The organism is Pontibacter rufus, from assembly GCF_015694705.1.
GTDB lineage: Bacteria > Bacteroidota > Bacteroidia > Cytophagales > Hymenobacteraceae > Pontibacter > Pontibacter rufus.
This window is the reverse complement of sequence record NZ_JADQDR010000010.1, coordinates 39,904-66,313: the sequence shown is the minus strand read 5'-3', so window position 1 is coordinate 66,313 and position 26,410 is coordinate 39,904. Positions and strand designations below refer to the sequence as shown.

Sequence of the window (26,410 nt, the reverse complement as noted above, 5' to 3'; positions counted from 1 at the left end):
TGACAAAGAGAAGATTAATTTAACTGTATCTGCTTTAAACTGTACTGCCGGAAAACTAAAAATGATGCTTGCCTGCTAAAGTATGATGCCATGAATGAGCGCAGGGTTGTCGTTCTTCAGATCATAAACAGAACCGTTCACAATGGCGTACCGCACCTGCCCGTTTGCATCTCTCAGGACGAAGTTAGCGCCGCCGCTCATGCGCAGGGTATGATTAACCTTTGCAGACCTGCCAATGACGTTCAATGGCAATCCTGAGCGATTTTGTTTGCTGGCCGGAAGCTTTTCTACGCGCACGGTCGTATAGCCGTCTGCCAGCAATTGCAGGGCACGTCCATGTGTAAGGGCCTTTATACTTGCAAATGGCTTCTCGTATACTTTGCCCGGCTCTAGTATCAGGCCCTCGCCATTGATTTCTTCATAGCCGTAAAAAACGCTCATGTCACCTATTTCCTGCACGCTGCCACGGTAGTAAAAACCATCCGGCGCTTCAGGTGCATTTATTTCATCGCGCATAATGCCCACATCCAGGAGCGTATGGCGGCCATCTTCCTGGTAATGCACCTTCCGCAGCACCAGGTCGTATAGGTTACGCTCATTCTGGGGTATGTGGTAGTAGTCGTTCAGTTTATAGGCTGTGTAGTCTTCCCTGGCAATCATGTACAGGGCAGATACGATGGAGGCGAAATTAAGCTGGCGGATATATTGTTTCTCCGGGTCATTCTTATACCCCCCGGATTCTATCAGGATAACGCTGGTGCCCCATTTCTGGATATTATCGCCGAAAGCGCGCGGCTCATGCTCATCTGAATATTTGGCTACATGCCCCGGTGCCAACTGCTGCAAAGCCTCATTCATCCCTACAATGGCGCGCATTGCCCGGCTGCGCACAGTATCTACTGTTTGGGCGTAATCGAAAGCGGGCGCCAGAAAAGAAATAGTAGCCGGCCTGGAAGTAGCGCCTACCGTATAATAGCGGCTCTGGTCGTGCAGGTTAAATCCGAATTCCGGGTTCAAGCTGTCGCGCAGCTGCTTGAGCAGGCGGGCTTCCGGGCTTTGCAGGCGCAGGGCATCCCGGTTCAGGTCAATTTCCAGGGCATTGCGGCGCTGAAACCGGGCAGCCCCGTCGGGGTTCAGCATGGGCACCATGTAGAGAGTTGTATTTTGCAATATCTGCTGCCGGATGGAATCGAGTTGGTCGGATTGCTGCAGGAAATTAAAAAGGTCGAACAGGGCCATGGTAGCGGTAGATTCATCGCCGTGCATCTGCGACCAAAGCATCACCTTTGTTTTTCCGGTACCGGCTTTCACCACATAAATCGCACGATCTTCTACCGACTGTCCTGCTTCATTCACCTCAAACAAAGGGTTCTGGCGGAGCTGCTTTATAAGCGGAACAATTGTTTCGTGTTTAAACCGCCTGTTGCTGAGGGCAGGCTCTTTGTAAACTGCGTACTGATCAAAGGCCTGCTGCGCTACTTCTGTTGTAGCGGGTGTAGCAGGTTTACCGGTTGTGCCAGACTGTTGCCTGCACTGCGTCTGAAGAAAGGTCATGCACGTAATGGGTATGAGGATAAGAAGTTTTCGCATCGGGTTCACGGTATTAAGCAGCATTTATTTCATCACAAACAAGCGGGTATTATACAACGATGCGGCGGCAAAATAAATGTGTTTATGTTCCCGTGGTAGGTATAAACCTGCAATTTTAAGTATAAAAACGAAAGAAACTAAAAAGGCCTGCAAATATCTGTTTTGCAGGCCTTTTATATTTTTGAATCAATGCAACTGGGGCTCCTTCCAGGCCTCTCTGAACAGGCTGCAGCTCCGGCAGAGGTTACCGCCTCAGGCAACAAAACCTATTCCTGCTGGGTTAAGGCGTTTTTCAGGGATTCGTAGGTGCCATCGTAACTGTTTAATTTCCGGCCGTTGATAAAGAAAGAAGGCGTGCCATTAACACCGCTGCGGATGCCGCTCTCAAAATCATTTTCTACTTTGGAGGTTGTGGCCTCGCTTTGTAAGTCAGCGGCAAACTTTTCCAAGTTTAAACTTAAAGCCTCTGCAAAATCAACAAAGCTGTCGCGGTTTAATTGGGCCTGATTTTCGTATATCATATCATGCATTTCCCAGAACTTGTGCTGTTTTCCGGCCGCCTCAGCTGCCAGTGCCGACAACATAGCCAAGGGATGCACTTCGTTCAGGGGAAAATTTCTGAAAACGAATTCAAAATCATCGCCTTTTTCTTCAAGTAATTGTTTCAGCAGGGGATGGGCGTGCGCACAATGCGAACATTCGTAATCCCCATATTCAACTAAAGTTATACTTGCATTCGTGTTGCCGGTGTAGTGATCATGTTCGTTTACCGGTGGTTTTAAGTTTGCCATGGTTTATTTTTTGTCCTTATTATTTTCCAGTTCCTCCAGCGCCTCCAGTATGCCGTCTGCACCCGGGTTGATGCCATCAGGAGAGAGATAACTCCACCGGATAATGCCCGCCTCATCTATAACAAAGAGCGCGCGCCGGCTGTTGCCATTTTCCTCATTATAAGCGCCATATAATTTCGATACTTCACCTTTAGGCTCAAAGTCGGCCAGCAGCGGGAAATGGATGTTTCTGTTATCTGCAAATGCCATATGGCACCATTTGCTGTCGACAGAAATGCCGATTATCTGGGCGTTGTATTTCTGGAAGAACTTCAGCATTTCGTTGTACAGGGCTATCTGGTCGCCACAAACGGGGCTCCAGTCAGCCGGATAAAAAACCAGAACAACGCGCTTTCCTTTTAATTCGCTTAATTTCAGCTTCTGATCAGGGGTGGCGTTTAATTCAAAATCAGGAGCAGCAGTACCTTTTTCCAGCAGCATATAGGTTGTTTTTTTAAGATGTAGTTTAGAAGTGTACCGCAAGCATCCCCATTTGGTTGCTTAATATACGGGCGGCACTGACGTGTGCTTTAACAAAGCAAAGCATATAGCTGTTTTGGCGCGGCCAGGCTGTTAGTATGAAAAAGGACGGCCAATTTAAAAGATTAGGCAACAGATAAGGAATAGGTTTATACCTGTTTACCCAGTTCAGCAAGAATCTCATAAGAATGTACCCTGGCCGTATGATCAAAAACAGAGGAAGCAACCATTATTTCATCTACCTGCGTTTCATTTGCAAAAGCCTGCAGTTCTTCTTTCACGGTGCCGGGCCCGCCGATAAACGAATACCGGAGCATCTGGTGCACTGCATACCTCTCTGAGCCATCCCACAGGTCGTCCATACTTGCAACCGGCGGCTGCAGCGGTTTTGCCGTGCCTCTGATTACGTTCAGGAAAGAAGTATAAAGTGTAGTGGATAAACGGATGGCTGCTGCATCTGTGTCTGCGGCAACTACATTTACGCAAGCCATGGCATAGGGCTCTTTCAGGCTGACAGACGGCCTGAAATTATCGCGGTATACTTTGAGCGCAGCATGCAGGCTGGCCGGGGCGAAATGGCTGGCGAAAGCATAAGGCATGCCAAGTATAGCCGCCAGTTGCGCGCCGTAGGTGCTGGAGCCAAGTATCCATATCGGAATTTCCAGCCCTTCGCCAGGCACGGCACGTACATGCGCAGCCGGATCTGCCGGGGCAAAATAGCTTCTGATTTCTTCCACATTCTGCGGAAAGTCGTCCACGGCTCCTCTCAAATCGCGCCGCAGGGCTCTGGCTGTGAGCTGATCGGTGCCGGGTGCGCGGCCCAGGCCCAGATCAATCCTGCCCGGGTACAGCGATTCCAGTGTGCCGAATTGCTCTGCTATCACAAGCGGGGCATGATTCGGCAGCATAATTCCACCCGAACCAACCCTGATGGTAGCAGTGCCGCCTGCAATGTAGCCAATCAGCACAGAGGTGGCCGAACTGGCAATGCCCGCCATGTTGTGGTGTTCTGCCATCCAGTAGCGTTTAAAGCCGAGGCGTTCCGCGTTACGGGCAAGATCCAGGCTATTCCGGAAAGCGTCGGCCGGTGTTTTGTCTGACAGGATAGGAACCAGATCAAGTATTGAGAAGGGTATATCAGAAAGTTTTTTGCTGCTCATAATGTTGTTGTATTTCAGTTTAAATACAGCCCGTTAATGCCATGGCGGTACTTAAATGGCTCGGCGCTTAAGCAACGTACAAAAGCTGACGCTTGCTTAAGGCTGATGTATATAAAGCAGGCATGATGACCTCATAAGTATAAAACACTTGCTGAGGCCATCATGCCTGTTATTTTAAAATTATGTTTTTATATCTGCAAAAGCTTTTTTACTGGCAGTTGCCGTCGATGCCACAGCTCTCGCCTGAAAGGCTTATTTCTTCCAGAACAGGCGCAACCTGCGAAAACACTTGTGTAAACGTTTCAGCCGGCTGTGCACCGCTTACCAGGTACTTGTCGTTGATGATGAAAGCGGGTACGCCCGTAATACCAGCCGACTGTGCCCACTGCTCCATCTCACGCACTTCGGTTTTACCTTCTTCGCTATCAAAAAAGCCCTCCAGCCGCTCCGCCGGAATACCATTGGCTGTCCCGATTTCTGCCAGCAGCTGCGTGTCGTTCATGTTCAGCGCTTCAGTAAAATAGCTGTAGAAAAGGGCTTCGGCTACGCGGGCCTGCACGCCGCATTTGCCTGCCAGCCAAATGAGCCTATGCGCGTTGAATGTATTGTTCACCGTATCCAGCTTATCAAAGTTGAAATCTATACCATCTGCCTTGCCAGCTTCAGTCAGGCGCTCGTTCATCGCCTTTATCTGGGACAGAAACTGCGGCCCATAATTTTTGGTGAAGTAATCGGTTCTGTCCTGGCCTGTTTGCGGAACGTTAGGGTTGAGCTCATAAGGCTTAAAACTTATTTCAAAATCATACTTGTCATCGGTCGCCGAGATGGCTTTTTTCAGGCGCTGATCGCCCACATAGCACCAGGGGCAGTTTACATCAGATACGATATCTATTTTTATACTTTGCTTGGTCATGCTTATCTGTTTTTAATTCGCGGCATATATTTATAAGCAGGCGCGGGATGGTTGTTGTTCCTCGAAACAATGTTGCCATTCAGGCAGATTTACCAGCCTGCTATAAGTTGTTTAACAGGTAAAGCCTCATATTGTTTCAATACACTTCGTCCTTGTTGTTTCAATACACTTCGTCCTTGTTGCTGATGGGAGCTGCTACATGCGTTTGGAGGAGTTATGCTGAAAGGCGGATAGCCGTTGACGGAGCCGGATTTAAAATACTGCTACAGCAACAAGGCGCCGACGCGGTGCGCGTGTACCATATTTTCGCATACCGACCACATAAAGATCGTGAAGTTGCCGTCCTGTGAGGCTACCAGGGCAATCGCATCCCGCTGATCATGCACGAACTGCGCCGCAGAGAGGTGCCTGGTGCCACCGCTTTGCGCAGGATGAATGATGACAGCCTCGTTGCCTTCTATTGGCTCAGTTACCACCATCTTCTCTACCGGCGCATTTCCTTCGGGGCGGCCTATTTTAGCGCCAAAAGCAAGCAGTTCATAGGCATCATTGATCACCGTTGCGCCGTCTACTGCAGTCAGACCGGCCAGCCCGTCTATGGCTCCCTGCAAAGCGGCCGGCCATGCGCTGTGGCCCCGTTCGTGCTCGCTTTGCCGCATCAGATCCGCCAATCCGCAGAAAGCAGGCGAAATGGCATACTTGACAGGTTGTATGATTGATCGGCGCCATACCTGTGTGCCAGCGGGCACCATCAGCAGAGAGCCGCCGCGGCCATGGGTACGCATTGATACTGCCAGTTGCACAAGCACATTTGTAGGGTCTCCCCAGAATACGGGCGAAGCAAAGCCAAGTAGCGTTGTAAGGAGCGCGGGGCAGTCGGGCAGGCTGGCACTCTGTTCGTCCACCACTTTCACCTGGTCGCCTTTGAGCACAGCTACGTTGGCAAACTTTCCAAACCCACCAATGCGCCGGTGCTTGATTACGAGCAATCCGGGTTCGGAAACATCAACAACAAAGCATAGTTTGGGTATAATGCGTGTAGTACCCCATATATACAGCTTACCTGCATCATGCCACACGCCTACATGTATGCCGGCACGCTCAACACCCGGCGCCAATTTGGTAAGAATGCCCGGGCTGAACGGGAGCCGCTGCTCAAATAAGAGCGGCTGGCTTACCTGTTCGGGCGGGAAAAAAGCCAGCGATATTTTTGGCGGCTGCCCTTCCTCGCGCTGCAGGCTGGCCCAGAAAGCAGTATCGATAATCTTTTCTATGAGAGGCGCAGGCGGGGCCGGAGCCAGATCTGTTTCTCCGAGCTGCCGGGCCTCATCCAAATGGCGGGCAAAGTGCTTTTCTGTGGTTGCAGCTACCATCCGGGCTGCCTCGTACGTTGCTTTATCAGTCATATTTCTGATCTCACTGCGCTTTAAAATATTGCCCGCCATTTAACTAAAGGCACATGATGAATAGCAGGGCCTGTTTGCTGCCTGCTTATAACTGCGTTGCCAGATATTCTGCTCTGAGCTGGCTGCCCGACAAATTAAACCATACATTTCAGATATTCTAGCATGAAATTAATTGTTCTTCTAAATTATAGCTTCAGAACGCATTGCTTTCTGCCGGATCTGCTTTGCCGGCCGGCTACTGTACCAATTGTTGTCTTTTATCAATGGAAGTATAAGCGTGATTAATTGCTGGCTTTGCTCCGTATACTTACAGCATAAAATGCCTTAAGCAATCGCACCTAATCTTTTAATCCCTATATTGCATTGATAAACCTATTATTCTGTAAAAAACCTATGACAAATAGCATGGCCGAAAGTAGAATATTAACCATCGACATTGGCGGATCTCACATCAAAGCAACCATCCTGAACCAGGCAGGACAGCTCCAGGTAGATTACAAAAGAATAGCCACCCCGGTACCGTCCTCGCCCGGAAGCGTTATTGAAGCAATCAGAATCCTGCTTCAGGATTTTCCGGGGTATAACAAGGTATCAGTCGGGTTTCCGGGCTATGTAAAAGGGGGCTGCGTCATAACAGCGCCAAACCTGGGCAACGAGTTATGGAAAGACTTTGACCTGCAGCAGAAGCTTACAGAGGTGTTGCAGGCGCCTGTGAGGGTCGTAAACGATGCCGATTTACAGGGCCTTGGCGTGGTTAGCGGCAAAGGACTGGAGATCGTCATTACCCTGGGTACCGGCTTTGGCACGGCGTTGTTGCTGGACGGATACCTGTTGCCCCACCTGGAACTGGCGCATCATCCCGTGACCAAGAAAAAAGATTATGACCAGTACATCGGAGACAAAGCGCTGGAAACAATTGGCAGGGAGAAGTGGAATGTCCGGATGGAACGCGTGCTGGAAATCCTGAAGACGGTTTTTAACTACGACCATTTATACATCAGCGGCGGCAACTCCAGCAAACTCAGTTTTGAACTTGGAGAGCACATCAGCATCGTTTCCAACATCGACGGCATCAAAGGAGGCGCCCGGCTCTGGCAGGACGAATTTACAGTTTAGCATCCTCCTGCGCATTTACCCGTTATTATAATAAAGCCCCATTACCAAAACTATGAATACAACACAATCTATTGAACAGTTAGGAATTGATACCGTGCGAGTACTGGCTGCCGATGCGGTACAAAAAGCAAACTCCGGCCATCCGGGTATGCCCATGGGCGCTGCGCCCATGGGCCATGTGCTCTGGTCGGAAAGTATGAATTACAATCCCCGCAACCCGAAGTGGGCCAACCGTGACCGCTTTATTTTGTCTGCCGGGCATGGCTGCCTGCTGCAATATTGTTATTTATACCTGGCGGGTTACGATCTCACGCTGGATGATCTCAAGAATTTCCGGCAGCTGCACAGCAAAACACCTGGGCACCCCGAGTATGGCATCACGCCGGGCATCGAAATCACAACCGGCCCGCTGGGGCAGGGCTTTGCCAACGGTGTCGGTTTTGCCATTGCCCAGCGGTACCTGGCTGCCCGGTACAACAAACCCGGTTTTACCCTTTTCGACTATAACATCTACGCCATCTGCAGCGACGGCGACATGATGGAGGGTGTTACGGCCGAGGCTGCTTCGATGGCGGGGCACTTGCGGCTGGGTAACCTCATTTATTTGTATGATGATAACCACATTTCGATAGAAGGCAGCACAGGACTGGCTTTTGACGAAGATGTAGCCAAGCGATTTGATGCTTACAAATGGCATGTGCAGGTAGTGGAAGATGGTAACGATCTGGAAGCATTAACGGAGGCTGTTAACAGGGCAAAGCAGGAAACAGGGCGGCCATCCCTGATAAAGGTACGCACCCACATTGCCTACGGCAGCCCCAACAAAGTGGATACAGCGGGTTCACATGGATCACCGCTCGGCAAAGAGGAAGTCAGGCTGGTGAAAGAAAACCTCGGCTTCGATCCTGATAAGTCTTTTGTAGTGCCAGACGAAGTTTTAGAATATTACCGAAGCATCGGGAAGAAAGGTGTAGCCAAAGAACAGGAATGGAACGAGTTGTACCAAGCTTATAAAGCGCAGTACCCGGAACTGGCTGCTGAGTATGAGTTGCTTCGCAGCGGAAAATTACCTGATGGCTGGAAAGACAACCTGCCGGTTTTTAAGGCTGGTGAAGGCGAGATAGCCACGCGCAAAGCCTCCGGCAAAATGCTTAACACCATTGCCGGTAAACTGCCTAACCTGCTGGGTGGTTCAGCGGATTTGTCACCTTCAACAGGTACCGAGCTGAAAGGATATGATTCTTTTTCAGCGGATACCCCCGGCGGCCGTAACTTCCATTTTGGCATACGCGAGCACGCCATGGGCGCTGTAATGAACGGCATGGCGCTGACGGAGGGTCTTATACCTTTCGGCGCCACTTTCCTGATATTTTCGTCTTACATGCGGCCGCCTATCCGCCTGGCAGCTATCATGAAAATCAAGCCCATCTTTATCTATACCCACGACAGCATCGGGCTGGGCGAAGACGGCACCACACATCAGCCTATAGAGCAGCTTATTTCTTTGCGCGCCATACCTAACCTGATTGTTATCCGGCCGGCAGATGCCAACGAGACCGTACAGGCCTGGCGCGTGGCGCTGGAGCATGCTGACGGCCCGGTAGCCCTGGTGCTATCCAGACAGGAACTGCCCGTGCTTGATCAGGAGAAGTATGCCAGCGCCAGCGGGCTTGAACGCGGCGCGTATATTCTTTCTGATGCCGCAGACCCGCAATTGCTTTTGATTGGCACCGGTTCCGAAGTATCCCTCGTTCTGGCAGCGCAGGAAAAACTGAAGGCAGCCTCAATTGCCGCCCGCGTTATCAGCATGCCGAGTTGGGAGCTTTTCGAGAAGCAGGATGCCGCTTACAAGGAAAAGATATTTCCAGGTAATCTGAAAAAGCGGCTGGCAGTAGAAGCAGGATCTACCTTGGGCTGGCACAAGTATGTAACCGACGAAGGCAGCATTATTGGCATGACTACATTTGGTGAGTCGGCGCCGGCTGCAGAATTGTTCGAGGAGTTTGGTTTCACCGTAGACAATGTGGTGAAGCAGGCCAAAGCCCTGTTGTTCTGATCCCTGATCTGCTAAAGTACAACGGGCTTGTCTGATGAAAGTAACCATCGGTGCCCATGGTATTGCACAGAAAAAACAGGTATAAAATCCTGTTGGGTTGTTGTTTGAACAAACAAAAGCAGTGAAGATTGCAGAGGCCCTGCAGATAATTAAAGTATAAGTATAAAAATGAAAATAGGTATCGCAGCTGATCATGGCGGTTTCGCCTTAAAACAAGTCATTCATCCTTTCTTAACCGAAGCGGGGCACGAAGTAACTGACTTTGGCGCTTACAGCGAGAACAACAAGGATGACTACCCGGATTTTGTGGTGCCGCTGGCGAAAGCCGTAGCCGGTAACGAAGTCGAGCGGGGAATTGCTATTTGCGGCAGCGGGGTAGGGGCCGCTATCGTGGCAAACAAAGTGGCAGGCGTGCGTGCCGCCCTGATTCATGACCATTTTTCAGCCCACCAGGGCGTGGAAGACGATGACATGAACCTGCTTTGTCTCGGTGGTCGCGTAACCGGCAACATGGCAGCAGAAGAGCTGATTCTTGCTTTTCTGAAAGCCCGTTTTACGGGGGCAGAGCGGCACCTGCGAAGATTACAGAAAGTAGAGCAATTAGAGCATAAACATTAAAACACGATAAAACATGGAAAAGAACAAAGTAAAAAGCATACATGATCTTGGCCAGAGTATCTGGCTTGATTTTATAGATCGCCAGATCATGGATTCAGGCGAGTTGCAACGGCTGATTGATGAAGACGGCGTGCGGGGGGTTACCTCCAATCCGGCTATTTTTGCCAAAGCCATCAGCAGCAGCTCGGATTATGATGCTGATATCAAAGAACTGAGTCAGGAGGACCTGAGCAATGAAGAAGTATTTTACCGCCTGGCTATAAGCGACATCCAGCGTGCCGCAGATCTGTTTAAACCTGTTTATGAGGAAGAAGTGAGAGGTGCGGATGGTTACATCAGCCTGGAAGTATCGCCGCTGCTTGCCCGTGACACAGAAGGTACTATCCGCCAGGCAAGGGAACTATGGAAAGCCGTGGATCGCGAAAACGTCATGATTAAAATACCGGCCACAGCAGAAGGTTTGCCTGCTATCCGGCAATGTATCAGCGAAGGTATAAATATCAACATAACGCTGCTCTTCGGTCTGGAACGCTACGAAGCAGTAGCCGAAGCATACATTGCGGGACTGGAGGATCGGGTGAAAGCCAATCAGCCTATCAGTCATATTGCCTCTGTTGCCAGTTTTTTCCTGAGCCGCATTGATGTGCTCATCGATCCTATTCTGAAAGAAAAAGGCCTCGAACAATTGCAGGGCGAAGTAGCAATTGCTTCTGCCAAAAAAGCCTACGAGATTTATAAAAGGGTATTCGGCAGCGAGCGCTTTAAAAAGCTGGAAGCCAAAGGAGCCAAACCACAGCGATTGCTATGGGCCAGCACCAGCAGCAAGAATCCTAGTTTCCGGGATACCAAGTATGTGGAAGCGCTGATTGGGCCAAACACTGTGAATACCATTCCGATGGATACGCTGGAAGCTTTCCGCGATCACGGGCAGTTGGCCAGCCGTCTGGAAGAAAACCTGGACAAAGCTACGGACACCCTGGCGCAGCTGAAAAAGGCAGGTATCGATTTGGATGCCATTACGCAAAAGCTGGAAGATGAAGGCATAGAAAAGTTTAATGATCCTTATAACAAGTTGCTGGATGCCATTGCCCAGCAAAAGAAGAAGGCGCTTGCATCCGAAAAATCCTGATGCCTTTCCATGCATCCCTAAAGTATAAAATGCCGGCTGCCGCATGGCATCAGCACAGAAACGCGATGCCCGGCAGAGCCGGATTAACTTGTATTGCATACATGTATTAAAATAAGCTATAAAAAATGGATTCCGCACAAAACAGTAATACCGGTTATGTTTTCGGTATGATTGGCCTGGGTACAATGGGCCGTAGTTTACTGCTCAACATGGCTGATCATGGCTTCAGGGTAGCCGGTTATGATAAAGATATTTCAAAAATAGATATTCTGGAGCAGGAAGGCCGGCATGTAGCTGTCAAAGGCTTTGATTCTTTGCCCGATTTTGTTCAAAGCCTGCAAACTCCCCGGGCCATTATGATGCTGGTGCCGGCCGGCCCGATTGTAGACAGCGTAATTGCTGATCTGTTGCCGCTGCTGGACAAAGGAGATATCCTGATTGATGGTGGCAACTCATACTTTAAAGATACCACGCAGCGGGCAGAAGCGCTGGAAGCCAAAGGATTGCACTTTTTCGGAATGGGAATTTCCGGCGGCGAGGAAGGAGCCCGACGCGGCCCGAGCATGATGCCGGGCGGCGACAAGGCGGCTTACGAAGTAGTAAGACCTATCTTTGAAGCGGTTGCCGCCAAAGTAAACGGCGAGCCCTGTGTTACCTACATCGGCCCGGGTGCGGCTGGTCATTTTGTGAAGATGGTGCACAACGGCATTGAGTATGGCCTGATGCAGCTGATAGCCGAAACATACGAAATCCTGCGCAAAGGGCTACAGCTGGACAATGCAGCAATTAATCAGGTTTTCAAGCAATGGAACGAAGGCCGCCTGCAGTCTTTCCTGCTGGAGATTACGCGTGATATCTTTACCTATAAAGAAAAAGGCTCCGACCATCACTTGGTAGATGATGTGCTGGATGTGGCCAGATCCAAGGGAACAGGCAAATGGACTTCACAGGAAGCCATGGATCTGGAACTGCCGGTTCCGACTATTGATATTGCCGTGTCGATGCGCGATCTGTCGAAGTATAAAGCTTTGCGGGTAAAGGCAGCTGAGATCTATAGCAATAAGCTGCCGGCCGGCTTTGCAGCTGAAAGCCAGGATGCTTTTTTGCAGAAGCTGGAGCAGGCTTTTTATTTCAGTATGATTACAACGTATGCGCAAGGCATGCATTTGCTGGCTAAAGCGTCCGTGGCTTACAACTACCAGCTACAACTCGATCAGATAGCAAAAATATGGCGGGGCGGCTGCATTATCCGGGCTGCTTTTCTGGAAGACATTTATACTGCTTACCAGCAGAAACCTGACCTGGCGCATTTGCTGCTTGACCAGCGGGTGAGCGCGCTGGCGCAGGAAGCCGCGCCAGGTATGCGGGCTGTGGTGGCAGCGGCAGTTACATCCGGCATTGCCATACCTGCTTTTACGGCCTGCCTCGGCTATTTCGACAGCATCCGTAACGCGCACATGCCATCTAACCTGATACAGGCACAGCGCGATTATTTTGGCGCTCATACTTACGAACTGATTGGCAAAGAAGGCACATTCCTGCACACCGAATGGCTGCCTGATGCTGTAGATTAAGGGTGAAAATCAGAATATTATACTTTAATTATTTCCGCTCCTCTCATACATATAACCAATGCAATCTATTAAATCGACTTTAAAATCGCAGCCTACTATTTTTATCATCTTTGGCGGAACAGGCGATTTAAGCTGGCGTAAGCTTGCCCCGGCCATCTATAACCTGTTTCTGGAAAATTGTCTGCCTGAAGAGTTTGCCATTATCGGCACCGGCCGAACAAAGCTCACAGATGAGGATTTTAGAAAAACCCTGCTGGAAGGCATAAATAAGTTTTCGCGCAGAGGGAAAGCAGAAAAAGAGCAGTGGGCGCGTTTCTCGCAGCATATCTTCTACCAGATTTCTGATCTGAACAAAGCAGAAACATACCAGGAATTCGGCGCAAGAATTGAGAAGCACCAGGCAGAATGGAACCAGGAGCCGCAGGTAATTTACTACCTGGCCGTTTCGCCCAACTTTTTCCCGGTTATTGCCCAGAATATTGCACAGGCAGGTCTTTCAGAAAATCCCGACAATGTCCGGATTGTAATAGAAAAACCTTTCGGGCATGATCTGGAATCTGCAAAAGCCCTGAACCAGCTGCTTGGGCAGCTTTTTGAAGAGAAGCAGATTTATCGCATTGATCATTACCTGGGCAAAGAAACGGTGCAGAACATCATGGCCTTCCGTTTTGCAAATTCGTTATTTGAGCCGCTCTGGAACCGCAACTACATCGAGCATGTGCAGATATCCGTTACCGAGCAGTTAGGCGTAGGCGATCGGGGCGGCTATTATGAAGGCGCTGGGGCGCTCCGCGACATGGTGCAGAACCATATATTGCAGTTGCTCTGCCTGATCGCAATGGAACCGCCCACCAACTTTGGAGCTGATGAAGTACGCAACCGCAAAGTGGACGTGCTGCACGCCATGCGCCGGTTTATGGCTGAAGAGGTGCGGATGAATGCCGTGCGGGGCCAGTACAGCCGGGGCTGGATAGAAGGCAAAGAAGTGCCGGGATACCGCGAAGAAGAAGGTGTGGATCCGCAGTCGAACACCGAAACGTTTGCAGCGGTAAAGTTTTTTGTTGACAACTGGCGCTGGCAGGGTGTTCCGTTCTATGTCAGAACCGGCAAGCGCATGCACCAGACGGCCTCTACCATCACCATACAGTTTAAGGATGTGCCGCATTTTATTTTTCCGCCGGAAACCACAGAATCCTGGCAGCAGAACAGGCTCATCATCAGCATACAGCCGGAAATGAGCATCCGCATGCAATTACAGGCGAAGCGGCCGGGCCTGGATATGGTGCTGAACACTGTAGACATGGTATTCGATTATAAAGGAACCTATACATTTGAGGCGCCGGAAGCTTACGAAACCCTGTTGCTCGACACCATGGTGGGAGATCAGACCTTGTTTATGCGTGCCGATCAGGTAGAAGCCGCCTGGGATTTGCTCATGCCTATTCTGCATGCCTGGGGCGCCAAAAAGAGCCTGAATTTTCCTAATTATTCGGCAGATTCGTGGGGTCCGGAAGTAGCGGAGGCCCTGATAGCACGTGATGGCTTTCATTGGGTAACCCTGCCGCTTCAGAACAAAAAATAGCTTTAGACAGATGCAGCATATTTATAAGAACACAGACGAATTACTTACGGCTTTAGCCGGTTTTTTTATAGCAAGCGCCCGGAAGGCTATCTCCGATAATGGCACTTTTTCGGTAGCGCTGTCGGGCGGCAGCTCTCCTAAAAAGTTATATGAGAAACTTGCTTCAGCGGACTATCGCGATCAGGTGGATTGGAGCAAAGTATACTTCTTTTTTGGCGATGAGCGCTACGTGCCGGCAGATGACCCCGACAACAATGCGCTGATGGCACAAAAAGCTTTGTTTGAGCCGCTGAATATACCGGAAGCGCAGGTATACCGGGTAAATACCAGTCTTAGCCCGCAGGAAGCTGCTGCGGCTTATGCCCGAAGTATAAAAGAACACTTTACTACGGAGCCGGCACGGTTCGACCTGGTTTTACTCGGCTTGGGCGATGATGCACATACCGCTTCTCTGTTTCCGGGCACGACTGTTTTGCAGGAGCAGGAAGCTACTGCTAAATCCGTTTATCTGAAAGATAAAGACGTTTACCGCATCACTCTTACCGCTCCACTGATCAACCTGGCCCGCGACATAGCCTTTCTGGTTTATGGCGCTACAAAAGCTGCAGCGGTGCAGCAGGTGCTCGAAGCAGACAAGAACACAGCAACTTACCCGGCCCAACTTATTCAGCCATTATACGGAAACGTGCACTGGTTTTTGGATGAAGCTGCTGCCGCCTTGTTGATAAATAAATAAGCCTGTTTCTATTATAGCGCAGAAATTATGCTGCGCAAGCTCTTTTATACACTAGTATAAATATAATTTCTCTACTTAGCATTTGAAGTATGAAAATAGGCATTATCGGCTTGGGCGGCATTGCACAAAAGGCTTACCTGCCCGTCCTGAACAGCCGGGATGGATTTGAATTTCATCTCTTTTCGCGGGATGCACAGAAGCTGCGACATATAGGCGCAAAATACCGCTTCAGTTACCTGCATAGTTCCCTGGAATCGCTCCTGCAAAGTGGCATACAGGGCGCCATGGTGCATGCTGCAACCAATGCCCATTTTGAGATTGTAGAGGCCTTGCTGCAACATAACATTCACGTGTTCGTGGACAAGCCAATAACCATGTATTACCAGCAGTCTAAACGCCTGGTAGACCTGGCCGCACAAAAAGGTTTGCTGTTTGTGGTAGGTTTTAACCGCCGGTTTGCACCCGTTTACCGCAAGCTGAAAGAGGTGCCGGAACCCAGTATGATTATCATGCAAAAAAACCGTACCTCGCTGCCAGATGAACTAAGAAGCTTTATTGTAGATGATTTTGTACACGTGGTGGATACCCTGCGCTTTCTGTTTCCATACCCTATAGCAGATTTATTGGTCAGTGGCCGTAAGGAGGGCGATTTGCTTTACCAGGTGGTTATTCAGTTTGTGGCGCCTGCCGGACAGATGGCTATCGGCATCATGAACCGCGACGGCGGGCATACGGAAGAAAAAGTGGAGGTGATGAGTGCCGGAGAAAAACGCGTGGCTTATAATGTCGCTGATCTGGTCATCCAGCAGGACAGGACAATCACGCATCTTGTTGGCAGCGACTGGGAATCCACTTTGCACAAGCGGGGCTTTGAGCAGATGATCACAGATTTCCTTGAAGCTGTTGCCGGCCAGGGTACGCCGATGATTTCTGCCCAGGATGCCCTGCTGACACATGAATATTGTGAACGTATTGTAGAAAAGCTAACTGCGCTTCCCGGCTGAACCACAACTATCCAGCGCCGTATTCCGGCATCAGGCAAAGCCTGTCAGTTGCTTAAACCAGAAGTATAAGCTGCAATTTCCTCTTCTTTTTCCTGCAGGTGCAGGTAGCTGAACTTGCTGAGGATGTCACCGGCCATAGCATCCATCACGCCCAAAATTCTGGCCTGGCTTATCACTTCCTTGTCCCAGGCAGAGGCGATGACCAGCAACACGTATCCGTTATAGGAGGTAAGATCCATCAGATTCGGAACCAGGCTGGGAGGTGGCCAGGTATCAGCAGTTATACTATAGTTTCCCTGTTCCCACCGCGGCGGCGTATGCAGTTTGTCCTGATAAGGCTGAAAGAAGCCATCCATCACAGGGCCCAGAAATAATACATTTCCCTCCTGCAAAGCATCCGGTACAATCGCTTTCGGATCAGGCAGAATCACCTCCGCTTCTTCTGCTGTTTCGTCGGGTATCTTTTTTTCGGGTATTGTTTCTTCAGGTTTGTCCATTGCTTCGGCTGGTTAAGGTTGCTTAGCATTAACGTGAGAACACATAGAAATGGTTCTGAACCTTAACCCCGGCGCTTACGGAAGAGCTTTTGCAGTGTGACTTTGATTGCAGCAGCAGGACCATACTGCAACAACATTCTTCAGGAATGACGGCAGCCGTTTATACTTCAATCTGTTTTGTTCAGCTACTTATAAATAAACAAGCCATACATACCTGCAAAATCTAAGTACTGCAGGTATGTATGGCTTGTTTATACTTTTAGCAGGTTAGTTTGGGCGCCTCAGCCACCTGCAAATTACTTTTGGTTCAGCGCTTTGGCTATTGCTTTCTCTGCCAGCGGTTCCATTATATGGTAGCCCGCCTCGTTAGGATGCACACCATCTTTCGAGTATTTGGCCGGAAGTCCCTTGCGCTCATCTGCCATAGCGGAGTAGTAATCGAGGTAAATCATATTATTCTGTGCAGCATAGTTTTTTATCCAGTTATTCAGGGCAGTAATTTTTGCTACAGGCTGCAGGCCTGGCTTCCATGGATAATCATAAACCGGAAGCACGGAGGCAAGTATAACTTTAATGCCGTGAGCTTTTGCCAGTTCGGCCATAGAAGCAAGGTTATCTTCAATCATCTTGAGAGTAGAGGGACCGGTGTTACCTGCAATGTCGTTGGTGCCAGCCAGAATAACTACCGCTTCAGGCTTCAGGTCAATAACATCCGCCCGAAAACGCACCAGCATCTGCGGGGTTGTCTGTCCGCTAATGCCGCGGTTAACATAAGGTTTTCCTTTAAAAAAGTCAGGTGAAACGTTGCTCCAGCCATCTGTAATAGAATTACCCATAAACACAACACGTTTTTCGCCAGCGGCCGGCAATCCCAACTTTTCATTGGCGTCCCGGTAACGCGCAAAATTTGGCCAGTCCAGCCGCAGCCATTCTTCATAAGCTTTCTTAATCGCTGCTGAATCCGGTGCACTTTTTTGGGTAGATGTCTGCGCGTAAGAGAGGTGCCCCAGGAACAGAAAAGTCAGCAGCAGGGCCAAAGTATACTTAAGTTTTACCATGAGATAGAAAAGATTTGTTAGATAAAGAATATTTATTTAGATGTATAAAACACAACAAGGCAGTAAGGCTGGCAGAGCTTATATGAAGTAAGTAACATGACAAAATAAACGATACAATTTAAGCATCTTATTATGAAGTATAAACATCAGGTATAAATCTGATATCTTGCTACTTCTGTTCTTTTACATGTGGAAGTATATTTTACTTATTCCTGTTTGATAGCCGGCAGGAGCTTGTCTAAAATTTAATGCAGGAAGATTGTTTTATACAGCCTGGCAGATTCTTTAGCGGCTTCCAGAATTTCTACAGCCGTAACGTTAACGGGCAGCTCATACATATCATTTTTATCCAGCTTTAACTGGCCACTTACTACCGCTGCCAGCAATGAAAAAGGGTCTGTATAAGGATCAGGCCGCGGGTCCAGTTTTAAAACTTCTTCAGGAGATTTTTCTTCCAGGCGCTGACGAACGGTAGTTGGATTCACTGCTATGGCATAGCCTTCGGTGCCATACACCTCCATATCTTTCCGGGAAAAAGGCCAGTTCCAGGAACCCTGAATAATACATTGGGCTTTAGGGTATTGCAGTATAATAGTTGCTTCATCATCCACTTCCTTGTAAATGGCAGGCTTGTTCTGATGCACAACTGCCGTTACTGAGAGCGGCTTTTCACCTTTTAAAAGCCACGTCATCAGGTTGGCGCCATAGCATCCAAAATCGAACAGCGCGCCGGCGCCATTTTTAACAGGGTCAGTTAAAATATCCAGGAATTCCTTGCTGACACCAATTTCTTTTGGGCCCTGATGTCCGTCGTTTACTATAACTTTCCGGATGTCACCTAATTTTTCTTCCTCCACCAGATTGTTTACGTGCTGGTTACTGGCGTACCAGGAGGTTTCAAAATTTGTAAGTACATGAATAGCGTTTTTCTGCGCGAGCGACTGTATCTCTCTGGCATCAGCCAGGGTGGTGGCAAGGGGCTTTTCCACCATTACATGGATTTTCCGGGGTGCGCAGGCCCTTACAACTGTAATATGGTCGTTTACTGCCCCGAAAGCTGATACAGCTTCCGGCTTTACTTTATCAAGCATTTGATCGAGATCGGTGAAAAACAGTTTCTGATCAAGCTTGTAGTGCCTGGCATACCTGTCTGCCAGTTCCTTATCAGGTTCAAAAATCCCTACAATAACAATGTCATCTTTGCCCGCTCTGTTGAAAATCCAGTCTACATGTCCATGGCTGAGGCCTGCTACCGCAACCTTAACCGGGGTGTTGGCAAATACCTGTTCTACAAGCAGAACACAAATAAGGGTAATCAGAAAACATTTCATATCCTTAGCGATTGTATATATAAGGCCTCCCATAAACAAGGAGTAATATACTTAAAATAAACTGTAAAGTAAGAGTCGTTTACAAATCCCGGCATTCATATGAGTATGGTTGCATGGTTCTCGCATTTACAGAGTATAAAAATATAATAAAACACTGGTATGGCAGCCACTGTGCTTTGCCTGCCGTATTAACCTGTATAAATAAAATCCTTATCTATATGAAGTTATATCACATAAGCTGCTTCCTGGTGAGCGCTCTCCTTATAAGTTGTGCCGAGCCTGTTGATGCACAGTACGGGTTAAAAGAGGCTTATCCGAACATTGAATTCGAAAGTCCGGTAGAGGCAGTTACTGCGGCTGACGGGCAGAACCGCCTTTATGTTGTTGATCAGCAGGGGAAGATTTTCTGGTTGCCTGCCAACGCCGAAAGTACAAAGGCAAATTTGCTGCTGGATATTACGGACCGGGTAGTGGCTGGCGGAGAAATGGGTTTGCTGGGGCTTGCTTTCCACCCGGATTTCCGTAACAACGGGTACTTTTATGTGAACTATACCACAGGCGATCCGCTCGAAACACGGATCTCCAGGTTCACGCTTAAAAAGGATGGGAAGGGACAGGTTGATCCGGCCAGTGAGTCTGTGTTGCTTACTTACAGGCAGCCATACCGTAACCACAATGGCGGCAAAGTTGCCTTTGGGCCCGATGGCTTTCTGTACATTGCCGTTGGTGACGGCGGCAGCGGCGGCGATCCGCAGAACAATGCCCAGGACAGAACAAAGCTTCTGGGTAAAATTCTGCGCATTGATGTGAACAACCCTTCCGGCGGGCGCAAGTATGGTATTCCGGCCGATAATCCTTTTGCAAAAAATACAGAAGGTTTCCGGGAGGAGATTTATGCCTATGGGCTGCGCAACCCCTGGCGCTTCAGCTTTGATACGGTGAACGGGCGACTATGGGCAGGTGATGTGGGCCAGAACAAGATAGAAGAAATTGATATCATCCAGAATGGCGGCAACTATGGCTGGAACATAATGGAAGCATCCGATTGCTTTAAGCCGGAAGCTAATTGCGACAAAACAGGCCTGATTGCACCTGTACATGAATACAAACATGCTGATGGGGTATCGGTAACAGGAGGCTATGTATATCGGGGCAAGAACATCCCGGCGCTGCAAGGCAAGTATATTTATGGCGATTATGCCAGCGGCAAGGTATGGGCCCTGACCCTGAACGAAGACGGAACCAAGGCCAGCAATGAACTGCTGCTTACCACAGGGTTTCCAATATCCTCATTCGGGCTGGATCAGAATAATGAGTTGCTGCTGCTCAGTTACGGCGGAGAAGGCAAGGTTTACAGGCTGAGCAGCCAAGCGAAATAAGAGAACCGTTACTTTTATACTTTATGAACTTCCATAGCAGAAAATGGATTAAGCCTGAGGACCTGAACCCCAACGGAAGCCTGTTCGGGGGCAGCCTTTTACGCTGGCTCGACGAAGAGGCTGCCATTTATGCCATTGGCCAGCTTGGCAGCCTGCGGGTAGTAACCAAGCTCATATCCGAAATTAATTTTATCAGTTCGGCCAGGCAGGGCGATATTATTGAACTTGGTTTGACTGTGGTGTCTTTTGGCAAAACTTCTATTACATTACGCAGTGAGGTAAGAAACCTGATAACCAGAAAAACGATACTGCACATCGACAGGATGGTATTTGTGCATGTAGGTGAAGACGGTATGCCGGCACCACATGGCAGGACACAGGTGAGCGTGCTTTAAATTAACCTATTGAATAAAGGCAGCGGGGCATGATGCATTTAAAGCACCTTGTTATGAAGTATAAGCGCCCGATTACCAAGTATAAGCAGGAAAATCTGATACCTGATGCCTCGCTACCTATGTTCTTTTACACAGGGTAAAATAAACCATATACCTTATACCTTTCCAGGTATAAGGTATATGGTTTATGATGGCTGATAATCAGATGATTTTGCTTTAAACTGCATGTATTTAAACAGCAAAAGCCCTGTAGTGGGAGCTACAAGGCTTATTGCCTACTAAACACAAACAACCAACAACCTGTAAAATTTATAATAAAAATTTTATACTAGTAAATTCTACCTTTTAATACCGCACAAAAGGCGTATTGCTGATAGATAAAAAATGATCGGCTACACCTACAAAGTAATCGCCAATAAATATGCCTGCCCCATTGCTTACTGCATTCTTGCCTGCATTAAAAGTAATCACGCTACCATCTATGGTAGAGAAAGCAGCTTTCTCTTCTTCTGTTGGAGTAGCTTTCTTCGATAAACTTGAACCCAGATTTTTGCTCTTATAGCCACTATCAACCAACTGTTGTTGCATTTGAAGTAAAACTGTATTCATGTACAATGGGTTTAGGTTTAATCACTGTACAAGTTTACTTACTTATATTACCAATAAACAGGAACTTTTATTGATAAAAGTAACATAATTAAGGTTCTTTATTCCAGTTGATAATAAAGACCCCAGGCGTACTTCTATAGCTTTTACTAAGTATATGGTTTGGCTAATACATTTCAATTTGATATAATTTGTAATATATTGATTGAAAATATAAATATACAACTTGCTCAAAAATCTAATAAGTAACATTCTAAGCAGTTATATTTTCGAATTATTTTGTAGCATTAATCTCAAATAGTAGCTAAAAGTTTGAAGAGCAAGTACTGTTAAGGCTAAAAATCCTCCCGGAAAGGCTACGAGCCACCAGGCAGAGGTATTGGATCGGATACCTGTAATGGTTCTGCCCCAGCTTACAATAGTAGGAGGCAATCCTATACCTAAAAAAGATAAGGTTGATTCCAGCGTCAGAAGGGCGGCCAGGCTGAAACCGAATGCGACTAAAACCGGCCCCATCATGTTGGGAAGTGCCTGCTTCAGCACAAGCCGGGCATCCGTAAAGCCCAAGGCCCGGCCAGCCTCCATGTACGGCATCGCTTTTATGCGCAGCATTTCCGCCCGGGCAAGCCGCGCAGTATGGGTCCAGTTGGTGAATATCAGAATAAGTGAAAGTAACATAACAGAAGGAGGCATAAATGAGGCCAGCAGCAACACCAGTATCAGCCAGGGCACACTCGAAACAACTTCTATAACACGTATTATCAACATGTCAAGCGGGAATGCGGCTTTATATCTAAACCAGGCTAATCTTTGCAAAACAAGGTGCAGCAGCCAGGAAATACCTAATAGCAGCGCAAGTGTACCCCAACTAAGCCACATGTAGCTTGCAGGCAGGTGATATTGCTGTATATGAAGCGGCAGGTACAGGCCGAAGTAAAACAGCGGAAACAGCAGCAAAGGCGACAGCAGCAGGGCAGCCCTGCTTATCCTTAATTGATTATCGCCGAAAAAGCCCGCGCCTGCGCCCAACATCAATCCAATAAAAGTGGATGTTATTACCACCGGCAGGCTTATGAAAAGCCCCGTACGGGCGCCATATAGTGTTTCCGTCAGCACATCCCGGCCAAGGGCGTCTGTGCCAAACCAATGTGCGGCACCGGCACCTTGTACATTGGCAAAAGGCGGCTGAAAAATATGGTTCAGATCCAGATAATTGGGTGCAAAGGGGAGCGGCAGCCATGGCAGCACCAGCACCAGCACAACCAACAAAGCCAGGTATACAGTTACCAACCGGAATATCAATTTCTCCAGCCATAGTTGCCTGAAGTTGTAAAGAAGACGCTTCATGCCTGGGACTGGTAACGGATACGCGGGTCTGCGTAGGCATAGCAAATATCAGCTAGCACATGCGAGACTACTTTAGCAACTGCAACCACCAGCACAATCGCCACCAGCAGCGGATAATCTCTTGCCTGTACCGAAGTAACCAGCAGCCTGCCCATACCTGGTATCGCAAAGATAGTTTCGATGATCACAGACCCTGCAATCAGTGCTGGCAAAAAATCCGAGAGCAGTGTAATGATAGGCAAAAGCGCATTTCGCAGCATGTGTTTCCGGATGATAAGCCCATACGGTAATCCCTTGGCTCGTGCCGTGCGTGTATAATCCATACTTTCCGCTGCTGATAAAGCATTATAAAACTGGTTAACCAAATAAGGCAGATGGGCCAGCGAAAGGCAAAGTATAGGCAGCACCAGGTATGGCAGCGTGTGAGTGATTTGCTCAATCCGGGTTTGTCCGCCATACCCATACCCCAGGCCATACACCGGAAAGAGTTGCAGAAAAGCCGGGCTTGCAAACAGCACCAGCAGCAGCAGCGCGAGTACGAACAGGGGAATGCTATCTATCAGGAAGAGGAGCGGCATAACGGCTTTGCGCCATTGCTTGTACCGGGGCTGCATCAGTTTTATACTTAGCTCCAGCGCTGCCAGAGTCGTGAGCAGCATGCTGATAAAAATAATCCAGAAAGTATTTGCGCTGGTCTCTACGATGATGTCTGTTACACTTCTGCTGTCGCGGTAAGAGTTGCCCAAGTTGCCGTGCAGAATGCCTGTGAGCCATTTGTGGTACTGATTAGCGGTGCCATGCCACCGAAGGGAGGGAATCATAAAACTCAAGCGATGTTGCTGCTGCAATTTTAGAGCAAGGCGGTAAAGTTTCCGGGCAAGTGGCGAAGCAGTATCATACTTTATAATTGCCCTGGCTGCCTCAACTCTTTGCTGTACGTTGGTCGTGGTGGTAATAGTCTGCAGAAAAGGTGCAAGCGCCTGTAACTCTGCCGGACCTGCATGCAGCTGTAGTTCCTGTAGAGTGCGCCAGAAAGTGTAAGCTTCCTGCCAGTTTCCTATATGCCAGGCAAGTTGTTGTAAGTTATGCTGGGCTGCTTCCGGAAGCAGCCGTAGTAACGAATCGGGCGGCGTGGCGCCGGAGCTGACACTAAAATAGAAAAGAGGCAGATGCTGGCCTGTTCTGATCAGGTATTGCTGGTATGCGGTGGCTCTGTCTGCAGCCGAGCCTTTGGCGTAGTAGCCGTTTCCTTCCTGCAAGATGCTCTCGGCGGCGTAGGAACCGGGTAATAACCTGCTGAGCATAAACACCAGCGTGGCCAGCAGCCATAATACGGGTATCGCCAGGAATAGTCGCTTAAGCAGGTAGTAGCGCATCAGGTGCTTTATTCTTGCAGCTTAAAGGAGCTTACATCATAGTTGGGCTCCAAGCCGGAGATTTTAAGATTGGTGAACCGGCGATGCACCGCCAGCCGATCTTTCTGGTAATAAAGTGCAATAAAAGCAGCTTCTTCGTGCAGGATCTCCTGTAGCCTTTTCAGGAGACGCGCTTTCTCCTTATCATCTTCAGCCACATTGTACGCATCCAGTATACTGTCGCTTTCCGGCGTGCCGAAGCCGGTATAGTTAGCGCCATCATTGGCATAAGAAGTATAAAAGAGCGGTTTGAAATTGAATACAAAGGGATTGCCCGATAGCGCCCGGAAGAACATGTCAAAATCATGTGCTTTCGCTTTCTGGCTGAAGAGGCTTCCTTCCTGTGCCTGCACGGTTACCGGGATACCGGCTTTGGCAGCGCCCTGCTGAAAAATGAGAGCTGCATTCTCAAAAACCGTATTACCTGCCCGATAGCTTACTTCGAGCGTAAGCTGCTGCTGCTGGCCATTGATGGTTTTAAACCAGCCATCCGCTTTGCGTTGCCAGCCTGCAGCCTGTAGCAGGGCAGTTGCCTTTTGTAAGTTGTAGGAGTAAGGCTTAAGTTTGTTGTTGTAATACGGCTTTATGGAAGGAGGCACCGGGCCTACTGTAGGCGTAGCATACGATTGCTGCGATACCTTTATAAAGCTGTTTATGTCAAGCAAATTGGCTATAGCCTGACGGGTGCGCTTATCCGAAAGTTTTGGCAGCCTGCTGTTGAGACCAATATAGGCGAACTCATACGAGTTCGGCGTATAGAGTGCATAATCCTCTGTAAAGGACTTATCTGCCTTTAGCTGATTGAATTCTGCCGCCGGAATATTTTCAAGTACATCCAGTTGCTGGTTTTTCAGCGCTAAAAGTGCTGTGGTATTATCCGGTATTATCTTAAAACTGATTTGAAGCGGATTTGCAGTTAAGGCATGTGTGTTATCGTCAACATGGTTGCCCCACCAATCATCTTTGCGCTTCAGGGTCAGATACTGTCCTTGTTCCCACGCTGTTATTACGTAGCCACCGCTGCCTTGCAGCAAATCTTTGCTGCGGGCATATTCTGCGCTATTGTAATGGGCAGCAAAATTTTGCAAGCCTTCGTCATTCTCCCGTGCGGAATTATCACCGGCAAAATCAGAAACTGTAAAAGCTTCCATCTTACCTTCCGGATCAAACAGGTAAGCAGGCAGGATAAAAAAGTCTCCTGTCAGCAATTCCATCTCCGGCGTAAAACCATCACAGACAAACGTGAACTTTCTTTTGTCGGCCTTGTCAATGATGATATCATGGATAAATGCTACTTGCGGTTTCATCCGCTCGTTGTTCAGCAAGGGCGCTTTCAGCACCTTAAGGGTAAAAGCAACATCTGCTGCGGTTACGGGGCTGCCATTTGTCCATTGCGCTTCCGGCCGTAACTGGTAAGTAATATAGGTCAGCGAATCCTGCTGTACTATACTAGGTTTTGTAGCAGCTAGTGCCGGCTTAATCTTATCATCTGCCAGGTCAATTGCCATAAGGCTTTGAAACAGCAGGTTGATAACCTGTAAGGATCCGGCAGTAGTATAACTGACCGGGTTTAGTGTTTCAGGATCACTGGTAAGCCGCACTCGCACTTCATCGGGTACCCGATTCGGCTTGCTGCAGAAACAAAGCAGAAGCAGTAAACTGTAACCCAGTATTTGTAATTTCCTCATCCGTTAAGCCTTTTTGGCAAATGGCCTTTAAAGGGCAAGATAGGGAAAAGTATTAATTCTTTATTCTTGATCTTCATTCCAGGTCAGAACGCCGCCACATACTGCATCGGTAGGGCTTACTTGTGTAGTCGTTGCAGCAGGTGCCTGTGGGTTGGTGGCCAGAGACAAATTAAGCATCAGGGAGAAAAGTACAGCTATCATATTTTTATAATTTAGTTAAATATATATAGCAAAGATGGCGCATAATAATGAGGTGTGAAAGGAAGATTTACTATTAAAAGTAACTGTGAAAATAATATACTTTAATAGATTCTTTACATGAAAATAAACAAAAAAGGACCCCCTTGCAGCTTCTTTGGTAGAAGGCGCTGTATCAAAAACGGCTATAGTAACCTTGTTTTGCAGTATATGAAGTATAAAGTTAAAAATTAAACGTAAGTTTACAAATGAATTAATTAGTTAAAAAGTAACAGAGATTTATCTAATAATTTATTGGATTA

The 26,410-nt window shown here is 48.3% G+C and carries 24 protein-coding genes; 10 read left to right on the top strand and 14 right to left on the bottom strand.

Features of this window, described 5'->3' with window-relative positions; all coding sequences use genetic code 11:
• Positions 1–75: 75 nt before the first annotated feature.
• The 6 genes from I2I11_RS16480 to I2I11_RS16455 form a co-directional block, all read right to left on the bottom strand.
• Positions 76–1,590 (bottom strand): M14 family metallopeptidase, encoded by a 1,515-nt coding sequence (locus I2I11_RS16480; protein WP_230680368.1) that lies wholly within the window; start codon positions 1,588–1,590, stop codon positions 76–78.
• A gap of 266 nt (positions 1,591–1,856) precedes the next feature.
• Positions 1,857–2,381, bottom strand: a complete 525-nt coding sequence (locus tag I2I11_RS16475; RefSeq protein ID WP_196268840.1) for a DsbA family protein — start codon at positions 2,379–2,381, stop codon at positions 1,857–1,859.
• Positions 2,382–2,384: 3 nt separating this feature from the next.
• Positions 2,385–2,861, bottom strand: coding sequence for a redoxin domain-containing protein (locus I2I11_RS16470; protein WP_230680367.1), 477 nt, complete (start codon positions 2,859–2,861; stop codon positions 2,385–2,387).
• Between the two features lie 188 nt (positions 2,862–3,049).
• Complete coding sequence (locus I2I11_RS16465) at positions 3,050–4,060, bottom strand: LLM class flavin-dependent oxidoreductase (protein WP_196268839.1); 1,011 nt, start codon at positions 4,058–4,060, stop codon at positions 3,050–3,052.
• A 208-nt stretch (positions 4,061–4,268) separates the two neighbouring features.
• Complete coding sequence (locus I2I11_RS16460; protein WP_196268838.1) at positions 4,269–4,973, bottom strand: DsbA family oxidoreductase; 705 nt, start codon at positions 4,971–4,973, stop codon at positions 4,269–4,271.
• A gap of 263 nt (positions 4,974–5,236) precedes the next feature.
• Positions 5,237–6,379 (bottom strand): putative sensor domain DACNV-containing protein, encoded by a 1,143-nt coding sequence (locus tag I2I11_RS16455; protein WP_196268837.1) that lies wholly within the window; start codon positions 6,377–6,379, stop codon positions 5,237–5,239.
• A gap of 405 nt (positions 6,380–6,784) precedes the next feature.
• Here I2I11_RS16455 and I2I11_RS16450 point away from each other — a divergent pair, with 405 nt between their 5' ends.
• The 8 genes from I2I11_RS16450 (at position 6,785) to I2I11_RS16415 (ending at position 16,194) form a co-directional block, all read left to right on the top strand.
• A complete protein-coding gene (locus I2I11_RS16450; RefSeq protein ID WP_230680366.1) occupies positions 6,785–7,495 on the top strand; it encodes an ROK family protein in 711 nt (236 codons plus the stop codon).
• Between the two features lie 52 nt (positions 7,496–7,547).
• Complete coding sequence (tkt, locus tag I2I11_RS16445; RefSeq protein ID WP_196268835.1) at positions 7,548–9,551, top strand: transketolase; 2,004 nt, start codon at positions 7,548–7,550, stop codon at positions 9,549–9,551.
• Between the two features lie 168 nt (positions 9,552–9,719).
• On the top strand, positions 9,720–10,169 hold the full coding sequence (locus tag I2I11_RS16440) for an RpiB/LacA/LacB family sugar-phosphate isomerase (protein WP_196268834.1): 450 nt from the start codon (positions 9,720–9,722) through the stop codon (positions 10,167–10,169).
• A 13-nt stretch (positions 10,170–10,182) separates the two neighbouring features.
• Complete coding sequence (gene tal, locus I2I11_RS16435) at positions 10,183–11,298, top strand: transaldolase (RefSeq protein WP_196268833.1); 1,116 nt, start codon at positions 10,183–10,185, stop codon at positions 11,296–11,298.
• Between the two features lie 125 nt (positions 11,299–11,423).
• Positions 11,424–12,872, top strand: coding sequence for an NADP-dependent phosphogluconate dehydrogenase (gndA, locus tag I2I11_RS16430; protein ID WP_196268832.1), 1,449 nt, complete (start codon positions 11,424–11,426; stop codon positions 12,870–12,872).
• A gap of 58 nt (positions 12,873–12,930) precedes the next feature.
• The gene (gene zwf, locus I2I11_RS16425) at positions 12,931–14,454 is read left to right on the top strand and encodes a glucose-6-phosphate dehydrogenase (RefSeq protein ID WP_230680365.1); all 1,524 of its coding nucleotides are present in this window, start codon (positions 12,931–12,933) and stop codon (positions 14,452–14,454) included.
• 10 nt (positions 14,455–14,464) lie between these two features.
• Entirely contained in the window at positions 14,465–15,190 is a 726-nt protein-coding gene (pgl, locus tag I2I11_RS16420) for a 6-phosphogluconolactonase (protein WP_196268831.1), read from the top strand.
• 89 nt (positions 15,191–15,279) lie between these two features.
• Positions 15,280–16,194, top strand: a complete 915-nt coding sequence (locus I2I11_RS16415; protein WP_196268830.1) for a Gfo/Idh/MocA family protein — start codon at positions 15,280–15,282, stop codon at positions 16,192–16,194.
• Positions 16,195–16,238: 44 nt separating this feature from the next.
• Here I2I11_RS16415 and I2I11_RS16410 read toward each other — a convergent pair whose 3' ends face one another.
• From I2I11_RS16410 to I2I11_RS16400, 3 genes are all read right to left on the bottom strand, one after another.
• Positions 16,239–16,691 (bottom strand): hypothetical protein, encoded by a 453-nt coding sequence (locus I2I11_RS16410; RefSeq protein ID WP_196268829.1) that lies wholly within the window; start codon positions 16,689–16,691, stop codon positions 16,239–16,241.
• A gap of 296 nt (positions 16,692–16,987) precedes the next feature.
• Positions 16,988–17,749, bottom strand: a complete 762-nt coding sequence (locus I2I11_RS16405; RefSeq protein ID WP_196268828.1) for an SGNH/GDSL hydrolase family protein — start codon at positions 17,747–17,749, stop codon at positions 16,988–16,990.
• A gap of 245 nt (positions 17,750–17,994) precedes the next feature.
• Positions 17,995–19,080 carry a Gfo/Idh/MocA family protein gene (locus I2I11_RS16400; protein ID WP_196268827.1) on the bottom strand — a complete coding sequence of 362 codons (1,086 nt, stop codon included), beginning with the start codon at positions 19,078–19,080 and terminating at the stop codon, positions 17,995–17,997.
• Positions 19,081–19,298: 218 nt separating this feature from the next.
• Here I2I11_RS16400 and I2I11_RS16395 point away from each other — a divergent pair, with 218 nt between their 5' ends.
• Positions 19,299–20,459 carry a PQQ-dependent sugar dehydrogenase gene (locus tag I2I11_RS16395; protein WP_196268826.1) on the top strand — a complete coding sequence of 387 codons (1,161 nt, stop codon included), beginning with the start codon at positions 19,299–19,301 and terminating at the stop codon, positions 20,457–20,459.
• 23 nt (positions 20,460–20,482) lie between these two features.
• On the top strand, positions 20,483–20,854 hold the full coding sequence (locus I2I11_RS16390) for an acyl-CoA thioesterase (RefSeq protein WP_196268825.1): 372 nt from the start codon (positions 20,483–20,485) through the stop codon (positions 20,852–20,854).
• A gap of 345 nt (positions 20,855–21,199) precedes the next feature.
• Here I2I11_RS16390 and I2I11_RS16385 read toward each other — a convergent pair whose 3' ends face one another.
• The 5 genes from I2I11_RS16385 to I2I11_RS16365 form a co-directional block, all read right to left on the bottom strand.
• Positions 21,200–21,463, bottom strand: coding sequence for a hypothetical protein (locus I2I11_RS16385; RefSeq protein WP_196268824.1), 264 nt, complete (start codon positions 21,461–21,463; stop codon positions 21,200–21,202).
• A gap of 258 nt (positions 21,464–21,721) precedes the next feature.
• A complete protein-coding gene (locus I2I11_RS16380; protein WP_196268823.1) occupies positions 21,722–22,807 on the bottom strand; it encodes an ABC transporter permease in 1,086 nt (361 codons plus the stop codon).
• A complete protein-coding gene (locus I2I11_RS16375; protein WP_196268822.1) occupies positions 22,804–24,183 on the bottom strand; it encodes an ABC transporter permease in 1,380 nt (459 codons plus the stop codon). Before I2I11_RS16375 ends, I2I11_RS16380 begins: the two co-directional genes overlap by 4 nt.
• Before the next feature lie 8 nt (positions 24,184–24,191).
• On the bottom strand, positions 24,192–25,730 hold the full coding sequence (locus tag I2I11_RS16370; protein ID WP_230680364.1) for an ABC transporter substrate-binding protein: 1,539 nt from the start codon (positions 25,728–25,730) through the stop codon (positions 24,192–24,194).
• Between the two features lie 240 nt (positions 25,731–25,970).
• Positions 25,971–26,111, bottom strand: coding sequence for a hypothetical protein (locus tag I2I11_RS16365; protein WP_196268820.1), 141 nt, complete (start codon positions 26,109–26,111; stop codon positions 25,971–25,973).
• Positions 26,112–26,410 lie beyond the last annotated feature (299 nt).

Excerpts from the sequence above, each read along its gene's own strand:
- I2I11_RS16385 (WP_196268824.1), bottom strand. The coding sequence starts at position 21,463 with ATGAATACAGTTTTACTTCAAATGCAACAACAGTTGGTTGATAGTGGC.
- I2I11_RS16375 (WP_196268822.1), bottom strand. The coding sequence starts at position 24,183 with ATGCGCTACTACCTGCTTAAGCGACTATTCCTGGCGATACCCGTATTA.
- I2I11_RS16410 (WP_196268829.1), bottom strand. The coding sequence starts at position 16,691 with ATGGACAAACCTGAAGAAACAATACCCGAAAAAAAGATACCCGACGAA.
- I2I11_RS16400 (WP_196268827.1), bottom strand. The coding sequence starts at position 19,080 with ATGAAATGTTTTCTGATTACCCTTATTTGTGTTCTGCTTGTAGAACAG.
- I2I11_RS16475 (WP_196268840.1), bottom strand. The coding sequence starts at position 2,381 with ATGGCAAACTTAAAACCACCGGTAAACGAACATGATCACTACACCGGC.
- zwf (WP_230680365.1), top strand. The coding sequence starts at position 12,931 with ATGCAATCTATTAAATCGACTTTAAAATCGCAGCCTACTATTTTTATC.
- I2I11_RS16465 (WP_196268839.1), bottom strand. The coding sequence starts at position 4,060 with ATGAGCAGCAAAAAACTTTCTGATATACCCTTCTCAATACTTGATCTG.
- I2I11_RS16380 (WP_196268823.1), bottom strand. The coding sequence starts at position 22,807 with ATGAAGCGTCTTCTTTACAACTTCAGGCAACTATGGCTGGAGAAATTG.
- I2I11_RS16415 (WP_196268830.1), top strand. The coding sequence starts at position 15,280 with ATGAAAATAGGCATTATCGGCTTGGGCGGCATTGCACAAAAGGCTTAC.
- I2I11_RS16455 (WP_196268837.1), bottom strand. The coding sequence starts at position 6,379 with ATGACTGATAAAGCAACGTACGAGGCAGCCCGGATGGTAGCTGCAACC.
- tkt (WP_196268835.1), top strand. The coding sequence starts at position 7,548 with ATGAATACAACACAATCTATTGAACAGTTAGGAATTGATACCGTGCGA.
- I2I11_RS16450 (WP_230680366.1), top strand. The coding sequence starts at position 6,785 with ATGGCCGAAAGTAGAATATTAACCATCGACATTGGCGGATCTCACATC.
- I2I11_RS16470 (WP_230680367.1), bottom strand. The coding sequence starts at position 2,861 with ATGCTGCTGGAAAAAGGTACTGCTGCTCCTGATTTTGAATTAAACGCC.
- I2I11_RS16440 (WP_196268834.1), top strand. The coding sequence starts at position 9,720 with ATGAAAATAGGTATCGCAGCTGATCATGGCGGTTTCGCCTTAAAACAA.
- I2I11_RS16370 (WP_230680364.1), bottom strand. The coding sequence starts at position 25,730 with ATGGCAATTGACCTGGCAGATGATAAGATTAAGCCGGCACTAGCTGCT.
- I2I11_RS16390 (WP_196268825.1), top strand. The coding sequence starts at position 20,483 with ATGAACTTCCATAGCAGAAAATGGATTAAGCCTGAGGACCTGAACCCC.
- I2I11_RS16405 (WP_196268828.1), bottom strand. The coding sequence starts at position 17,749 with ATGGTAAAACTTAAGTATACTTTGGCCCTGCTGCTGACTTTTCTGTTC.
- pgl (WP_196268831.1), top strand. The coding sequence starts at position 14,465 with ATGCAGCATATTTATAAGAACACAGACGAATTACTTACGGCTTTAGCC.
- I2I11_RS16365 (WP_196268820.1), bottom strand. The coding sequence starts at position 26,111 with ATGATAGCTGTACTTTTCTCCCTGATGCTTAATTTGTCTCTGGCCACC.
- tal (WP_196268833.1), top strand. The coding sequence starts at position 10,183 with ATGGAAAAGAACAAAGTAAAAAGCATACATGATCTTGGCCAGAGTATC.
- I2I11_RS16460 (WP_196268838.1), bottom strand. The coding sequence starts at position 4,973 with ATGACCAAGCAAAGTATAAAAATAGATATCGTATCTGATGTAAACTGC.
- I2I11_RS16395 (WP_196268826.1), top strand. The coding sequence starts at position 19,299 with ATGAAGTTATATCACATAAGCTGCTTCCTGGTGAGCGCTCTCCTTATA.
- gndA (WP_196268832.1), top strand. The coding sequence starts at position 11,424 with ATGGATTCCGCACAAAACAGTAATACCGGTTATGTTTTCGGTATGATT.
- I2I11_RS16480 (WP_230680368.1), bottom strand. The coding sequence starts at position 1,590 with ATGCGAAAACTTCTTATCCTCATACCCATTACGTGCATGACCTTTCTT.